The sequence below is a fragment of the Arthrobacter sp. NA-172 genome (assembly GCF_043952055.1).
Classification (GTDB): Bacteria; Actinomycetota; Actinomycetes; order Actinomycetales; family Micrococcaceae; genus Arthrobacter.
On sequence record NZ_JBINOT010000003.1, the window covers coordinates 1,193,289 to 1,207,959 of the forward strand.

Sequence of the window (14,671 nt, forward strand, 5' to 3'; positions counted from 1 at the left end):
GGGACCCGCTTCAGCGGAGCTGCCGTTCCGCAGCCACTGGTCGTTCCGGGACATGCAGGCGAGTCATGAGCCTCGTCACGGTCCCAGGCACCCGGTGTTTTGTTGCTCGGGAGACGAGCACCATCACGCCAAACGCGGCCGGGACCGTCCACGCCGCAGGCTGGGCGAGCCATCCGGGCGCGGTGGAAGAACCCATGATGGTGCTAACGCCCAGCGCACCCCCACAGAGGACTGCTCCAGTCAGCAGCCCGGCAATCGCGCCGGCGTCGCTCAGCCCGCGCCACCAAATACCCAGCAGCAGGACGGGACAGATGGTGGAGGCTGTGAAAGCGAACACCAATCCGACGCTTCCGGCCAGTGCCGTCGAGTCGGTCGTAAAGGCAAACGCCAAGGGGACGACGGCGGCCAGCAGGGCGGCGACCCGGAATCCCCGGACGCTCCTGCCGAGGAGGTCTTGACTGATGACGCCGGCGAGCGAAACCACTAACCCGGACGTCGTTGAGAGGAACGCCGCAAACGCCCCGGCTACAACCAATGCCGACAGAAGATCGCCCGGGACCCCGCCCAGTAGCCTTCCGGGCAGCAGCAGGACCAAGGCGTCGGGCTGCCCGTTGCGCGCAAGCTCCGGTGCGAAGACCCGCCCCAGCAGGCCGGACGCCGTCGGGAACAAATAGAAAACGGACAGCAGGCCCAGCACGATGAGGGTTGTCCGCCGAGCCGATTGGCCATCAGGGTTCGTGTAGAAGCGGACCAGGACGTGGGGTAGTCCGAGCGTGCCGAAAAGTAGTGCCACTAGAAGCGAGATGGTCTGATAAAGGCTTGCCGCAGGAAGACCCGTGGGATTGCTGGATGCTTCCGCGGCCGCAAGTGCCTCGCCGCCCGTTTGGTGTAGCAAGAGAAACACCACCGGGACAGCCAACGCGGTCAACTTGAGCCAATACTGGAAAGCCTGGACGAAGGTGATGGAACGCATGCCGCCGGCCACAACGGTCACGCAGACCACCACCACCACCGCGAGCGAGCCCACCCACGAGGGCAATCCCGTGCTGATCCGGATGGTCAGCCCGGCACCGCGAAGCTGCGGAACAATGTAGAGCCAACCTACGGCGATCACCACCAGGCTTGTCACCCGCCGGACGGCTGTTGACTCAAGCCTTGCCTCCGTGAAATCCGGGATCGTATATGCGCCTGATCGGCGTAGGGGAGCTGCCACGAACAGCAACAGCATGAGGTAGCCGGCGGTGTAGCCTACGGGGAACCAGAGGGCATCCGTTCCAGTCAGCAGGATCAGTCCGGCAACGCCCAGGAAACTCGCCGCGGACAAGTATTCCCCACCGATTGCCGAAGCATTCCACCACGGCCTGACGGTTCGCGATGCGACGTAGAAGTCACTGGTGGTGCGGGAAAAGCGCAGCCCATAGAAGCCGATTGCCGCCGTCACTAGGGCCACCCCGACAAGGGCGGCGAGGCCGACGGCGGGATTCACCTTTCCTCCACAAGATCGCGATACCGCGCTTCATTCCTTGCGGCCAAGCGGTTGTACAGCCATGCGCTCAGCCCGATCACCGGATAGAGCGCCGCTCCAAGGATGATCCAATTCACCGGAATGTCGAGGATCCGCATTTGCGAGAGTTCCGGAACGAGCGCCACCATGAAGCCGTAGGCAGCGAGAACAAGCACGAAGCCGGAAGCCACCACAAGCGCCAGCCGCAATTGGGACCGGATGAGTGACCGGACGAAGACCTGCCCAATGTCCGAGTCCTCGGCGGCCTCCCGCGAATGGTACGGCCGCTTGGGCGCGATTTTGGCTGCCGGTTGCGGGGCGGTGACCCTGACCCTGGTCATACCTGCGGCCGGATCCGCGTGGCTTCGAGTTTGTCCCGCACGGACGGGAGATGCCTGCGGCTGATCGGCAACTCGGCGCCTGCCACTGTGACACTGGGGCGTGCCGCTGCCAGTTTCATGTGCCCGACGTGGTGGAGGGACATGAGGTAGGAACGGTGAATGCGGATGAACCCGGCTTCTGCCCATTGCTGTTCGAGGTCGTTGAGCGGAACTCGGATCAGGTAGCTCGCCTCGGCGGTGTGCAACCGGGCGTAGTCTCCTTGGGCCTGGACGTAGCTGACGTCTTCCCGCCGGATCATTCGTGTGGTTCCGCCTTGGTCCACCGTGATCATCTCCGGGACCTTGCTGCTGTCCTTCATGCGCTCGCTGATGCGGCTGATGGAGCGGGCCAGACGCTCCGCACGCACAGGCTTGAGCAGGTAGTCGACGGCGGCCAGTTCGAACGCCTCGAGCGCGCAGTCCTCGTCGGCGGTGACGAAGACGACGGCGGGCGGCCGCGAGCTGTGCGAGATGGCGCGGGCGATGTCCAAGCCGGAAACTGCGGGCATATGGATGTCGAGGAAGACGGCGTCGATGGATTCGGTTTCGAGCGCGCGGAGGGCGTCGGCGCCGGATGCCGCGCGGTGGACGGTACCGATACGCTCGTCCCCGCGCAGCAGGAAGGCGAGCTCTTCAACGGCCGGAAGCTCGTCGTCGGCGACGAGTACGTTGATCATGGTCCTACATTAGCCTCAGGCATCGTGGCGCGGCTGGGACTTTGGCACGCGCATGGTGATCAACGTGCCTTCGCCCGGCGCGGTTTCGATGACCAGACCGTGTTCGTCACCATCAGACCTGGCGCAGACGGACATCGACGTTTCGCAGTCCAACATGCTCGCCGTCGGCCTGACCAGCCAAGACCGAGCGAAGGTGTTCCGGATCGATGCCAACTCCGTCGTCCTCTACAGTGACCTCCGCGAAGGCGCCCGAGTCATTGGCGCAGATAGTGATGTGCCCTGGTCCTTCCTTCGCTTCCAGCCCGTGTCGCACGGCGTTTTCCACGAGCGGCTGCAGGCTCAGGAAGGGAATCACGGTGCTCAGGACTTCCGGCGCGATCCTGAGGCTCACCTGCACGCGATCCCCGAAGCGTGCCTTCTCCAACAACAGGTACCGGTCGATACTCCGAAGTTCCTCGGCCAAGGTGGTGAAGTCGCCGTGGCGGCGGAAAGAGTAACGGGTGAAGTCAGCGAATTCGATCACCAACTCCCGGGCCCTTGCAGGATCAGTGTTGATGAACGAGGCTATGGCGTTGAGCGAGTTGTAGATGAAGTGGGGGCTGATCTGTGCGCGCAGGGCGCGGACTTCAGCCTCCATCAGCATCGTGCGGGAGGAGTCGAGCTCGGCCAGTTCAACCTGGACGGCCACCCAGTCCGCCAGTTCGCTTGTCGCCCGGATCAACCCTGCGCCGGCTTGCGGCGCGAAGGCTGCAACAGCACCCACCACGCGGTTCCCGGCCCGGATGGGGGCAATCACGGCGCTAAGCTCACGGGATGCGGACACCACTGCAGCCCGCCCATCGGTAAGCACTCCCGAAGCGAGCTCCATCAACGCAGTTCTCAGCTCTTCCGCCACACCGTCCCAGGCGAGGACGGACTCAGCGTCCATGATGGCAAGGGCGTCGCAGCCCAGCAGGGAACGTAATTGCTTGCTCGCTTTGGCCGCACCCGCCGCGTGGAGCCCCGTCCGGAGGTGCTGGCCTGCGCGCGACGCGGCGTGCAGGGTTTGGTAGGTGGCCCGCTCGGCGTCGGTTCCGAGCTCCCGGAAGGAGCGGATGACCTTGAGGCCGACCCCGACGACGACCGCCACAGCGAGCACAATGACGGCAATCGCAGCAGCGGTCACGAGCGGAGAATCCGGCATGGAGCAACAGTATCGAATCCACCCAAGGGGGCTGCCGTTCGGCGCACCAACCTGTCCGCTGGGCGACGCCCGGGCCCGTGGATCTGGAAGTGATTGTTCAGCCCGGGGATAGTGATCTCAGTCACATCAGTCAGGAGCTTGAGGCTGATGCGCACACTCACAACCAGGAGGAAGCCATGGGTAACGAAGCCCAGATACCGGACGCTGCGGCGTCCGTGGATTTCCAGGAAGTCCAGCAATCGGCGCAGTTCCAGGAGCTCCGCAAGCGCCACCGCAGTTTTGTCTTTCCAATGGCCATCGCGTTCCTGCTTTGGTACTTCGCATATGTCCTGCTGGCTGACTACGCGGTGGGTTTCATGTCCACCAAGCTGTGGGGCAACATCAACGTCGGCCTTGTCATGGGCCTGCTGCAATTCGTTTCAACTTTCGGGATTACCGCCTGGTACGTCAGCTATTCCAACCGGAAGCTGGATCCCATTGCCACGGAAATGCGAAATGAGATTGAAGGCCATGAATTCGACAAGGGCAGCGCAATAAAGGGGACGGCGAAATGAGCGGCATGGTCCCGATGGTCAATGTTGCGGCGCTGAAGGACACCACTCTGCTGAACATGGGCATCTTCGCTTTGTTTGTCCTCGTCACCATGGTGATCGTCTTCAGAGCCAGCCGGAACAATAAAACAGCTGCGGACTACTACGCGGCAGGGCGCTCGTTCACCGGTTCACAGAACGGCACGGCGATTGCCGGCGACTACCTCTCGGCGGCTTCGTTCCTGGGGATCACCGGAGCCATTGCCATCAACGGTTACGACGGCTTCCTGTACTCAATCGGGTTCCTCGTGGCATGGCTTGTCGCGTTGCTGCTTGTCGCCGAACTGCTGCGCAACACCGGCAAGTTCACCATGGCGGATGTGCTTTCCTTCCGGCTGCGCCAGCGTCCGGTACGGATCGCCGCGGCCCTCTCCACTTTGGCCGTGTGCTTCTTCTACCTGCTGGCACAAATGGCTGGCGCGGGAAGCCTCATCTCCTTGCTCCTGGGCATCAGCGACTGGGGCGGGCAAGCCCTGGTGATCGTCGTCGTCGGCGCCCTCATGATCATGTACGTGCTGATCGGCGGAATGAAGGGCACCACCTGGGTCCAGATCATCAAGGCCGTGCTGCTCATCTGCGGCGCGGCAGTCATGACGCTCTGGGTGCTGTCCATCTACGGCTTCAACCTGTCGAACCTGTTGGGTGCTGCAGCGGATACCGCAAAGAATCCCAACCTGCTGAATCCCGGCCTGCAATACGGCAAGACCGAGACTTCCAAGCTCGACTTCCTGTCGCTCGGGATGGCCCTGGTCCATGGGCACAGCCGCCCTGCCGCACGTGCTGATGCGCTTCTATACCGTGCCCACCGCCAAGGAAGCCCGCAAATCGGTGGTCTGGTCCATCTGGCTGATTGGCCTGTTTTATCTGTTCACCCTGGTCCTCGGCTACGGCGCTGCGGCACTCGTTGGCGCCGACACCATCAAGTCGGCTCCGGGTGGCGTGAACTCGGCCGCACCGCTCCTCGCCTTCCACTTGGGCGGGCCGTTGCTGCTTGGCTTCATCTCCGCCGTCGCGTTCGCCACTATCCTCGCCGTGGTGGCCGGATTGACCATCACCGCGGCGGCCTCGTTCGCCCACGATATCTACGCCAACGTCATTTCCAAGGGCAAGGCCGATCCTGGCGCCGAGGTCAAAGTGGCCCGGCGGACCGTGGTGGTCATCGGGATCCTGGCCATTCTCGGCGGTATTTTTGCCAATGGCCAGAATGTCGCCTTCCTCGTGGCGCTCGCCTTCGCGGTTGCGGCCTCGGCGAACCTGCCGACAATTGTCTACTCGCTGTTCTGGAAGAAGTTCACTACCCAGGGAGCAACGTGGAGCATGTACGGCGGCCTCACCGCAGCAGTCGTCCTGATCGCGTTGTCTCCTGTGGTCTCGGGTGCGAAGACCTCGATGATCCCGGGTGCCAACTTCGCCGTCTTCCCGTTGAGCAACCCGGGGATCGTGTCCATTCCGCTCGCATTCCTGCTTGGCTGGCTCGGAACCGTGCTGGACAAGCGGCGTGAAGATGCAGCCAAGCAAGCCGAGATGGAGGTCCGCTCGCTGACCGGCGTTGGTGCAGAAAAAGCCGTGGACCACTAGGAGATTCCTACCCGGTTACCAACGGGAATCCCTCCGACACTGGTGTGGGAGGGATTCCTGGTGCCGCTTCGTTCAAAAGGGTCAGTGTTGTCCGAAAGGCTCAGTGTTGTCCGAAAGGATCAGTGGTTGTGGCCACCCGGCAGGGAATGCTGTCCGTGAGGTACAGCGTGCTGTCCGGCCACTGAGGCGGCGAGCCCCGGCGTCGTAACGGATGCGACGATGACGGCGGCGGCAAAGGCGGCCCCCAGAAGCGCACCGGTCCTCGGGGGAGCCGTTGCTGCTCTGCCGTCATCGTCGCGGTACCTGCGGGCGAGCCAGGCAGAAGATCCCAATGCCATGAGGATCAGGAAAAGCGCTGCCAGATTCCCGCCGTCGAGCACTCTTTGGGACATGCCCGCCACCAAAACCCCTACGTGGACCACCGTCGCCGCAATGAGAGCGATGGTGGTCGGCTTACGGAACCGGAGCCGTCCGCGCTGCAGGCTGGCGATCGAGCCAGCGAGCAGGGCCAATCCCCAGACAGCGGCGATACCGCCGGCCCACATGAGAGGTCCCCGGCTTGAGATGTTGCTTGAAGCGATGGAAAGCTCCACAAGGCCGGCCCCCATTCCCGCGAAGCACGAGAACAGGGTGACGGATGCCCCAGCGGTGGGTCCTACGGATGTCGCTGCTTGAGCTGACACGGACGGCTCCTTCCAGGTTTCGTGATGTTTTAGACGTGGGCCCTGGCGCTAGTGGCGGGAACCTTGTCCTGGGAGAGTCCGACGCCGAGCAGCACCACAGCGCTGGCGAGGTGCAGGACGTTGTCTGCGCCGTTAAGGGCAATGATATTCAGCGCTGAGCCCACGAGGAACAGGCCGAGGATGCCAACCAGCAGGTAGACCGCGCCGACAGTGGAGTTCACGGTCTTGGACAGTACGGTGCTGTTCATGCCCGAGTAGAGCAGTGCTGCGCCGATGGCGAGGTGAATGATGTTGTGCAGGGGGTTTACCGCAAAGATGATCAGGTTCGCACCCTCGGTAGCAAAGAATCCAATCCCCGAGGTGACGAAGAATCCAACGACACCCACGAGCAGGTAGACGGCTCCAAAGATGGTGGCGATCAGGCGGTTGGGCGAAGTGCGCATTGGTCCAAACCTTCCGGTATGGCCGGGTTGAGATCCGGCCGGCTTTCGAACCCCGGATGGGGCTCTCAACCAGAGATTCGGACCATGCGGTGTGATGGATGGGTGCCGGATGGGAATTTTTTTTCGACGCTATCCCTGAGGCTGGAGACGAATCGAGTTCATCTTGAAGTCATTGCCTTCGAAGCTGTACCGGAGCACAAAGCTTCTGCCTTGGCATTGCAGGGTTCCAACCACATTGGCCGTGCTGTTTCCGTTGACCGAATTCACATTCACGGAGTCGTAATGAGGCTTGCAACTGCTGTCCAATGCAAGGCCTGCGACGCCGGCAACGAAGTCCGCTTTCGTCAAGCCTTGGGTGAGGGAAGGGTGCATGTACTGGTCGTAGGCCCTGTCACTTTGGCCATTCACGATGAGGCTGGTGAAATCGTCGGAAATCGCCCGGGCCCGGTTCGGGGCACTGCCCACCACATTGACCAGCACCACCACCGCCACGATGATGAGCACGAGCGCTGCGCCTACCGCGCCGAGAATGATCCACAGGAGCTTCCGGTTTTTGGCGGGAGGCTTGACCGGCATCCCGTAGTGGGCCGGATTTTGGCCAGGGGCGGCGTATTGGTCAGGAATGGGGTACTGGCCGACAGCCGGGTACTGGCCCTGCGGGCCGTACTGTGCTGGTCCGGAAAGGGGCTGGGGAGGTGCGCCGTACTGGCCTGGCGGGACAGCCTGGGGATTCCTGGTCCGGTGGAGTGGGTCCTTGCGGGATGCTCATGGTGTTCCCTTTCCCAGCGGCCAGGCCTGCGCCGCGTACCGGACGGGAGCCGCCACCGGCCCCCGAGGCGTCCATCTGCATCAAAGCGCACATAGCTCTTCAGGGCAAGGGCATTCGAAAGTGACCTTGATGCCCGGGAAACCAGCTCAGCTTGGCCGGAGCGCCCTTTGGGTAGTCCGGTTTAACAACGGCTGCACGCGGAAGGGAATCAATTCACCCATGGACATGGCTGTATCCGTCCGTTCCACACCGTCGCAAGCGAGGATCTTGCCGTTGATCCGGAACAAGTCCTCGGCGTCGAGCGCTACCACTCGCAGGAGCAGGTCAGCCGATCCTGCCACGCCGTATCCCTCCAGGATTTCGGGGATTTCCGCAAGGTCCAGCGCCAACTGACCAAGCTTTTGCTGCTGCACGTGAACGGAGATGAACGCCATGAGTGGGTAGCCGAGGGCTGCGGGGTTGATGCGGCGTTCAAAGGAGAGGAAAGCATGCTTCTTCTCGAGTTGGGCCATCCGGGCCTGGACCGTGTTACGCGAAAGTCCCAGCTTCTGTGCCAGCGCCACTACTGTTCCGCGGGGGTCCTTGGCCATGGCCGAAAGCAGGCGGGTGTCTGTGCCATCCAAAGCTTGCATAATGCGCAACGTTAGCACGGTGGGCTCGGGCCACACAGTGCATAATGCGCAGTTTAATCAACGGTGGTTGTACCCAATGAGCATTGTGAGTAGGGTCACAATTAATTCGGGCGACGGCGCCCGGACGCTGGCCCGTGGCTGGATCACAAGTCCCGCCCGAGGCCTGCGAGCACAAGCTGAAAGGTGCGATCAACTGTGTTGACGGACGAAACCGGCCAGGACGCCTACAAGGCGTCGAATCCCGGAATCAGTGCAGTAAGCCCGCGTCGGACAGGCGGGGACCTGGTCCAACTGATTTCCCCCGCGGGGGAACGTATCAGCCACCCTGAGTTCGATCTCTGGGTCAGCGATGTCACGGACGAGCAGTTGTGCTCGCTGTATGAGGACATGGCAGTCATCCGCCGGATCGACGCCGAGGCCACCGCCTTGCAGCGTCAGGGCGAGTTGGCCCTGTGGCCGCCCCTGCTGGGCCAAGAAGCATCGCAGATCGGCTCGGGCCGCGCCCTCCGCGACGACGACTTCGTCTTCCCCAGCTACCGGGACAACGGCGTTGCGTACTGCCGCGGCGTGGAAGCAACGGACATGGTCCGCGCCTGGCGTGGCAATGCCTCGGCCGGCTGGGACCCATACCGCTACAACATTGCCACCCAGCAGATCATCATCGGCTCGCAATCGCTGCACGCCACCGGCTACGCCATGGGCATTCAGTACGACGGCGCCGACTCGGTGGCAGTCGGGTACTTCGGCGACGGCGCCACGAGCGAGGGCGATGTCAACGAGGCAATGGTCTTTGCGGCGAGCTTCCAAGTACCGGTGGTCTTTATTTGCCAGAACAACCACTGGGCCATTTCCGAGCCCGTCCGGCTTCAGTCCCACATCCAGATCGCCGACCGTGCCTCCGGCTTTGGAATCCCGAGCATCCGAGTCGATGGGAACGACGTCCTTGCCGTCCTGGCTGTCACGCGCATTGCGCTGGACCGCGCCCGCAAGGGTGGAGGACCTACCTTCATCGAAGCGGTCACCTATCGCATGGGCCCGCATACGACGGCGGATGACCCCACCCGCTACCGTGACGCCAATGAGCTCGAAGACTGGGCAGCCAAGGATCCGATCGCACGCCTCAAGGCACTCCTGCACACGAAGGGCCTCCTGACCGAAGAGGTCGAAGCCAGGGTCCAGGCCAAAGCGGACGAGGTCGCCAGGGATTTGCGGGCAGGGTGCATCAACATGCCCGACCCCGCGCCAATGGATCTTTTCAACCACGTTTACAGCACCCCCAACTCCGGAATTGAACGCCAGAAGGACCACTACAGCCGCTACCTGGAAAGCTTCAGCGGATCCACCCAGGAAGGTGCACTCTGATGAGCAAGCTGACATTCGCCCGCGCCATCAACGCCGGCCTGCGCAAGTCCCTCGAAAACGATCCGAAGGTAGTCCTCATGGGTGAGGACATCGGTGCGCTCGGCGGTGTTTTCCGGGTGACCGACGGCCTCCAGAAAGACTTCGGCAAACACCGCGTGGTCGACACCCCGTTGGCAGAATCCGCCATTATCGGCACCGCCGTCGGCCTGGCCTACCGCGGCTACCGTCCGGTCTGTGAGATCCAGTTTGATGGGTTCATCTACCCGGCGTTTGACCAGATCGTCAGCCAGGTTGCCAAGATGCACTATCGAACGCAGGGCCAGGTCAAGATGCCCATCACCATCCGCGTTCCGTTCGGAGGCGGGATCGGATCCCCTGAGCACCACTCGGAATCGCCCGAGGCCTATTTCACGCACACCTCGGGCCTGCGCGTCATCAGCGTCTCCAACCCGCAGGATGCCTACACCATGATCCAGCAGGCTATCGCCTCTGACGATCCGGTGCTGTACTTCGAGCCGAAGCGCCGCTACCACGACAAGGGCGAAGTGGATGAGACCGCGGATCTTTCCACGGCACTGTCCATGGAAAAGGCCAGGGTGGTCACTTCCGGCAGCGACGTCACGTTGGTGACGTACGGCCCGCTCGTGAAGACCGCCACCGACGCGGCCATGGCCGCCTCCGACGAGGGAGTCTCCGTGGAAGTCATCGACCTGCGCTCGCTGGCGCCGATCGACTTCCCTGCGGTGGAGGCCTCCGTCCGCAAGACCGGCAGGCTGGTGGTCACGCATGAGGCCGCACAGTCCGGCGGTCTGGGCGCGGAAATCGCCGCCAGCATCACCGAACGCTGCTTCAACTACCTTGAATCGGCACCGGTCCGGATCACGGGATTCGACATTCCGTACCCGTACTCAAAGCTTGAAATGCACCACCTCCCGGATCTGGACAGGATTCTCGACGGCGTGGACCGGGCACTCGGCCGCGGCAACTCCCTGAGCGGACTGGAAGGATGAGCGCCACCATGATCAAGGAATTCAGGCTTCCGGACCTCGGTGAAGGACTCACCGAGTCGGAAATCCTCAGTTGGAAAGTGGCCGTGGGGGACACCGTGACCCTCAACCAGGTCATCGCGGAGGTCGAGACGGCCAAGGCCGTGGTTGAGCTTCCTTCGCCCTTCGCCGGAATTGTGGCCGCCTTGCACGAACAGGCCGGCACGGTGGTGGAGGTCGGCAAGCCGATCGTCTCCTTCGAAGTCGACGACGCCGGAGCGTCGCCGTCGAGCGCGGCCCGTTCCGGTGCGGCGGTCTCCGAGGAGGCCACGGCGAAACGTGAGCCGAACCTGGTGGGCTACGGCGCCGTCGTCGAAAAGTCCGGACGTCCGGCCAGGCGCCAGCGGAGCTTCGCGGAGGAGTCCATTCCCGCCGTCGAACCCGTTCCCGCCGTCGAGCCGATCGTTCCGCACGATGTTCCAAGCGAGCCGACGGCGGAACAGGACCGTCCGCGGTCCACCCCGCCGGTCCGCAAGCTGGCAAGGGATCTTGGTGTCGACCTTCAGCTGGTCAAGGGAACCGGACCGTCGGGACTCATCACCCGGTCGGATGTCCAGGGCTTCGTGGCTGCGTCCGAGCCGCAAGGATCGGCGCAAACGGCGGCGCCAGCCGTCGTCGTCGGCGCCGCCGGACGCGAGACCCGCACGCCGATCAAGGGCGTGCGCAAGTTCACCGCCGCCGCCATGGTGCAGAGTGCCTTCACGGCGCCGCATGTGACGGAGTTCCTGACTATTGACGTCACTCCCACCATGGAGCTTTTGACGAGGCTCAAGGCCAGCCGTACCTTCGCGGGGTACAAGCTGACTCCGCTGACCATTGCAGCAAAAGCGGTGCTGATTGCTTTGCGCAGGAATCCGAGCCTGAACTCCCGCTGGGACGAGGCAGCGCAGGAGATCGTGCAGTTCAACTACGTGAACCTGGGTATCGCCGCAGCGACGCCCCGGGGTCTGACGGTGCCGAACATCAAGGACGCGGAGCAGATGACCCTGCTGGAATTGTCCACGGCGTTGTCCGAGCTGACGGACACGGCCCGTTCCGGTAAGACATCGCCGGCTGATCTGTCCGGGGGGACAATTTCGATCACTAACATCGGTGTGTTCGGAATCGACGCCGGAACGCCCATCCTGAATCCGGGTGAAGCGGCGATCGTGGCATTGGGGTCAGTGCGCAAGGCTCCGTGGGTTCATAACGACGAACTCGCAGTGCGCCAGGTCATGTCGCTGAGCCTGTCCTTCGACCACCGGCTGGTGGACGGGGAGCAGGGTTCAAAGTTCCTGGCCGATCTGGGCGCGATCCTGTCCGACCCGGCAACAGTCATGACCATGATCTAGTAGCCCTCAGCCCGCCTTGGGGGTGCCCGGCTGACTCGCAGTTGCACTGCGGGTCAGCCGGGTTGAGTTCAGTGGGCGTTCAGCGCAGCGAGCGCCATTTGTTCCAAGATGGGGCGTGCGGTCTTCACGGCCATGCGGCGGCCGTGGTGTCGCACCGAATGGGGTGTCGAGTTGATCAAGCCGAACGCCGCGTGCGCCCGGACCCTCAACTCGGCCGGGTCCGTGTCGGTGTGCAGCTCACCGAGGACGCCCACCCATAGCTCCACGTAATTGCGCTGCAGGGTACGCACTTCGGTTTGGTCGGCGTCGCTGAGATTGCTGAAGTCGCGGTCTTGAACCCGGATGACGTCGGGATTGCTGAGGGCGAAGTCAACCTGGAACTCCACCAGCCCGCGCAGTGCGGCCGCGGAGTCGGCGGCCTCGGAGACCACGGCGCGGCCGCCCCCCAGCAAATTGCGGCTCACGCTCAGCAGCAGCTCGCCCAGAACGGCCTGTTTCCCGGGGAAATGCCGGTACACGGCCGGCCCGCTGACTCCTGCCGCGGCTCCCAGGTCTTCCAGCGACACCCGGTTGAAGCCGTCCGCGGCGAATAGCCCGGCAGCGGCAGCCAGAAGCGCTTTGCGCCGGGTTTCCTTGGCTTGGCTTCTCTGGGTCTGGCTTTCTTGCTTGGGGTTCCGCGGGATTGGGCCGTCCGGCTTGGTGCTCCGCTGGAAGGTGACCACAATTCCTCCTTGTTGCAAGCGTCCAATTCGACGTCGATACCGAGCCGGCCCGGTGCCCACGTGATGGACAACACAGTTAAGAGAGACTAACCTAAATTCCAGTTATGCGGTACTAACTGAGATGGCCATTGGCCGGGATGGGACGCAGTCGATGGAGACACTCGCCAGCCAGCTGGACACCAGCAGCGATCAGTTCGCGGCCAACGCGGAAGCGCAACTGTCGCTGGTTCAGGAGCTGAAGAAGCGCCTTGCCGTGGCTGCCCTTGGCGGCCCGGAGAAGTCGCGCGAGCGGCATGTATCCCGGGGCAAGCTGTTGCCGCGGGAACGCATCAATCAACTGCTCGACGACGGCAGCCCGTTCCTGGAGATCGCTCCGTTGGCGGCCAACGGGATGTACAACGACGATTCGCCCGGCGCCGGGGTCATTGCGGGACTTGGCCTGGTGCACGGCCGGCAGGTGATGGTGGTTTCCAATGACGCCACGGTCAAGGGCGGGACTTATTACCCGATGACGGTGAAGAAACACCTCCGGGCCCAGGAAATCGCGCTCGAAAACAAACTGCCCTGCGTCTACCTGGTGGATTCCGGGGGAGCGTTCCTACCCAAGCAGGATGAGGTGTTCCCGGACAAGGAGCACTTTGGCCGGATTTTCTTCAACCAGGCGAAAATGTCGGCGGCGAAGATCCCGCAGATCGCCTCGGTCATGGGGTCCTGCACGGCGGGCGGCGCCTACGTTCCGGCCATGAGCGACGAGACGGTCATTGTCCGCAACCAAGGGACCATCTTCCTGGGCGGTCCCCCGCTCGTGAAAGCAGCCATCGGGGAGATCGTCACGGCTGAGGAACTCGGTGGCGGGGACGTGCACTCAAGGATCTCCGGCGTCACTGACCACCTGGCCGAGAACGATGAGCATGCGCTGCAGATCGTGCGGGACATCGTCGCCACCCTCCCCAGGCCAGCCGCCCCGACGTGGGACATCGATGAGCCAGACGCCGTCGTCGAACCCGTGGTGGACCCGGCCGAAATCTATGGTGCCGTTCCCACGGACGTGAATGCCCAGTACGACGTCCGCGAAGTGATCGCCCGGCTGGTGGATGGCTCCAGGTTCCATGAGTTCAAGAAGAACTACGGCACCACCCTGGTCACCGGGTTCGCGAAGCTGCACGGCCACCCCGTGGGCATCGTGGCGAACAACGGGGTCTTGTTCAGTGAGTCTGCGCTCAAGGGCGCGCACTTCATCGAACTGTGCGACCAGCGCGGCATCCCGCTGCTTTTCCTGCAGAACCTCTCGGGGTTCATGGTCGGCAAGGATTACGAACACGGCGGCATCGCCAAGAACGGCGCCAAGATGGTCACGGCTGTCGCCACCGCCCGCGTGCCCAAGCTGACTGTAGTGATCGGTGGTTCGTTCGGCGCCGGAAATTACTCGATGTGCGGCCGGGCCTACTCACCGCGCTTCCTGTGGATGTGGCCGGCATCCAGGATTTCGGTCATGGGCGGAAACCAGGCCTCCAGCGTGCTGGCCACCGTCAAACGGGACCAATACGAGGCCCGCGGCGAGGAATGGTCGGCAGAGGACGAGGAAGCCTTCAAAGCCCCGATCAAGCAGCAGTACGAGGACCAAGGCAGCCCTTATTACTCCACCGCCCGGCTCTGGGATGACGGCATTATCGACCCCGCAGATACCCGGCGAGTCCTGGGCATGGCCCTCGACACCGTCTCCCGCCAACCCCTGCCGGAAACCTCCTTCGGCCTCTTCCGGATGTGACCC

At 63.2% G+C, this 14,671-nt stretch carries 13 protein-coding genes and 2 pseudogenes; 6 read left to right on the forward strand and 9 right to left on the reverse strand.

The window, feature by feature from the left end; all coding sequences use genetic code 11:
* Positions 1-10: 10 nt before the first annotated feature.
* The 4 genes and pseudogenes from ACF0H6_RS19715 to ACF0H6_RS19730 form a co-directional block, all read right to left on the reverse strand.
* Positions 11-1,486 carry a cation acetate symporter gene (locus tag ACF0H6_RS19715; RefSeq protein ID WP_395251131.1) on the reverse strand — a complete coding sequence of 492 codons (1,476 nt, stop codon included), beginning with the start codon at positions 1,484-1,486 and terminating at the stop codon, positions 11-13.
* Positions 1,483-1,845, reverse strand: a complete 363-nt coding sequence (locus ACF0H6_RS19720; protein ID WP_395251132.1) for a hypothetical protein — start codon at positions 1,843-1,845, stop codon at positions 1,483-1,485. Before ACF0H6_RS19720 ends, ACF0H6_RS19715 begins: the two co-directional genes overlap by 4 nt.
* Complete coding sequence (locus ACF0H6_RS19725) at positions 1,842-2,561, reverse strand: LytR/AlgR family response regulator transcription factor (RefSeq protein ID WP_395251133.1); 720 nt, start codon at positions 2,559-2,561, stop codon at positions 1,842-1,844. The genes ACF0H6_RS19720 and ACF0H6_RS19725 overlap by 4 nt, the downstream gene beginning before the upstream one ends.
* A gap of 15 nt (positions 2,562-2,576) precedes the next feature.
* Positions 2,577-3,744 (reverse strand): annotated as a pseudogene (locus ACF0H6_RS19730) (sensor histidine kinase).
* Positions 3,745-3,920: 176 nt separating this feature from the next.
* On the opposite strand from ACF0H6_RS19730, the gene ACF0H6_RS19735 reads away from it, so the two are divergent.
* Both ACF0H6_RS19735 and ACF0H6_RS19740 read left to right on the forward strand, forming a co-directional pair.
* On the forward strand, positions 3,921-4,298 hold the full coding sequence (locus tag ACF0H6_RS19735) for a DUF485 domain-containing protein (RefSeq protein WP_395251134.1): 378 nt from the start codon (positions 3,921-3,923) through the stop codon (positions 4,296-4,298).
* Positions 4,295-5,912: pseudogene (locus ACF0H6_RS19740) on the forward strand (cation acetate symporter). Before ACF0H6_RS19735 ends, ACF0H6_RS19740 begins: the two are co-directional and overlap by 4 nt.
* A 119-nt stretch (positions 5,913-6,031) precedes the next feature.
* Here the strand turns inward: ACF0H6_RS19740 and ACF0H6_RS19745 are convergent.
* From ACF0H6_RS19745 to ACF0H6_RS19760, 4 genes are all read right to left on the reverse strand, one after another.
* Entirely contained in the window at positions 6,032-6,595 is a 564-nt protein-coding gene (locus tag ACF0H6_RS19745; protein ID WP_395251135.1) for a hypothetical protein, read from the reverse strand.
* Between the two features lie 29 nt (positions 6,596-6,624).
* Entirely contained in the window at positions 6,625-7,038 is a 414-nt protein-coding gene (locus ACF0H6_RS19750; protein ID WP_395251136.1) for a DUF4383 domain-containing protein, read from the reverse strand.
* Between the two features lie 129 nt (positions 7,039-7,167).
* Positions 7,168-7,614 carry a hypothetical protein gene (locus tag ACF0H6_RS19755; protein ID WP_395251137.1) on the reverse strand — a complete coding sequence of 149 codons (447 nt, stop codon included), beginning with the start codon at positions 7,612-7,614 and terminating at the stop codon, positions 7,168-7,170.
* A 339-nt stretch (positions 7,615-7,953) separates the two neighbouring features.
* Positions 7,954-8,439 carry an Lrp/AsnC family transcriptional regulator gene (locus ACF0H6_RS19760; RefSeq protein WP_395251138.1) on the reverse strand — a complete coding sequence of 162 codons (486 nt, stop codon included), beginning with the start codon at positions 8,437-8,439 and terminating at the stop codon, positions 7,954-7,956.
* A 195-nt stretch (positions 8,440-8,634) separates the two neighbouring features.
* Here ACF0H6_RS19760 and pdhA point away from each other — a divergent pair, with 195 nt between their 5' ends.
* From pdhA to ACF0H6_RS19775, 3 genes are read left to right on the forward strand one after another with little or no spacing between them, the layout of a single operon-like run.
* On the forward strand, positions 8,635-9,801 hold the full coding sequence (pdhA, locus tag ACF0H6_RS19765) for a pyruvate dehydrogenase (acetyl-transferring) E1 component subunit alpha (protein ID WP_395251139.1): 1,167 nt from the start codon (positions 8,635-8,637) through the stop codon (positions 9,799-9,801).
* A complete protein-coding gene (locus ACF0H6_RS19770; protein WP_395251140.1) occupies positions 9,801-10,811 on the forward strand; it encodes an alpha-ketoacid dehydrogenase subunit beta in 1,011 nt (336 codons plus the stop codon). Before pdhA ends, ACF0H6_RS19770 begins: the two co-directional genes overlap by 1 nt.
* Positions 10,808-12,178, forward strand: coding sequence for a dihydrolipoamide acetyltransferase family protein (locus ACF0H6_RS19775; RefSeq protein WP_395251141.1), 1,371 nt, complete (start codon positions 10,808-10,810; stop codon positions 12,176-12,178). Before ACF0H6_RS19770 ends, ACF0H6_RS19775 begins: the two co-directional genes overlap by 4 nt.
* A gap of 68 nt (positions 12,179-12,246) precedes the next feature.
* Here the strand turns inward: ACF0H6_RS19775 and ACF0H6_RS19780 are convergent, their stop codons facing one another.
* Entirely contained in the window at positions 12,247-12,861 is a 615-nt protein-coding gene (locus ACF0H6_RS19780) for a TetR/AcrR family transcriptional regulator (RefSeq protein ID WP_395251369.1), read from the reverse strand.
* A 190-nt stretch (positions 12,862-13,051) separates the two neighbouring features.
* Between ACF0H6_RS19780 and ACF0H6_RS19785 the strand changes: the two genes are divergently transcribed.
* Positions 13,052-14,668, forward strand: a complete 1,617-nt coding sequence (locus tag ACF0H6_RS19785; protein WP_395251142.1) for a carboxyl transferase domain-containing protein — start codon at positions 13,052-13,054, stop codon at positions 14,666-14,668.
* Positions 14,669-14,671: the final 3 nt, after the last annotated feature.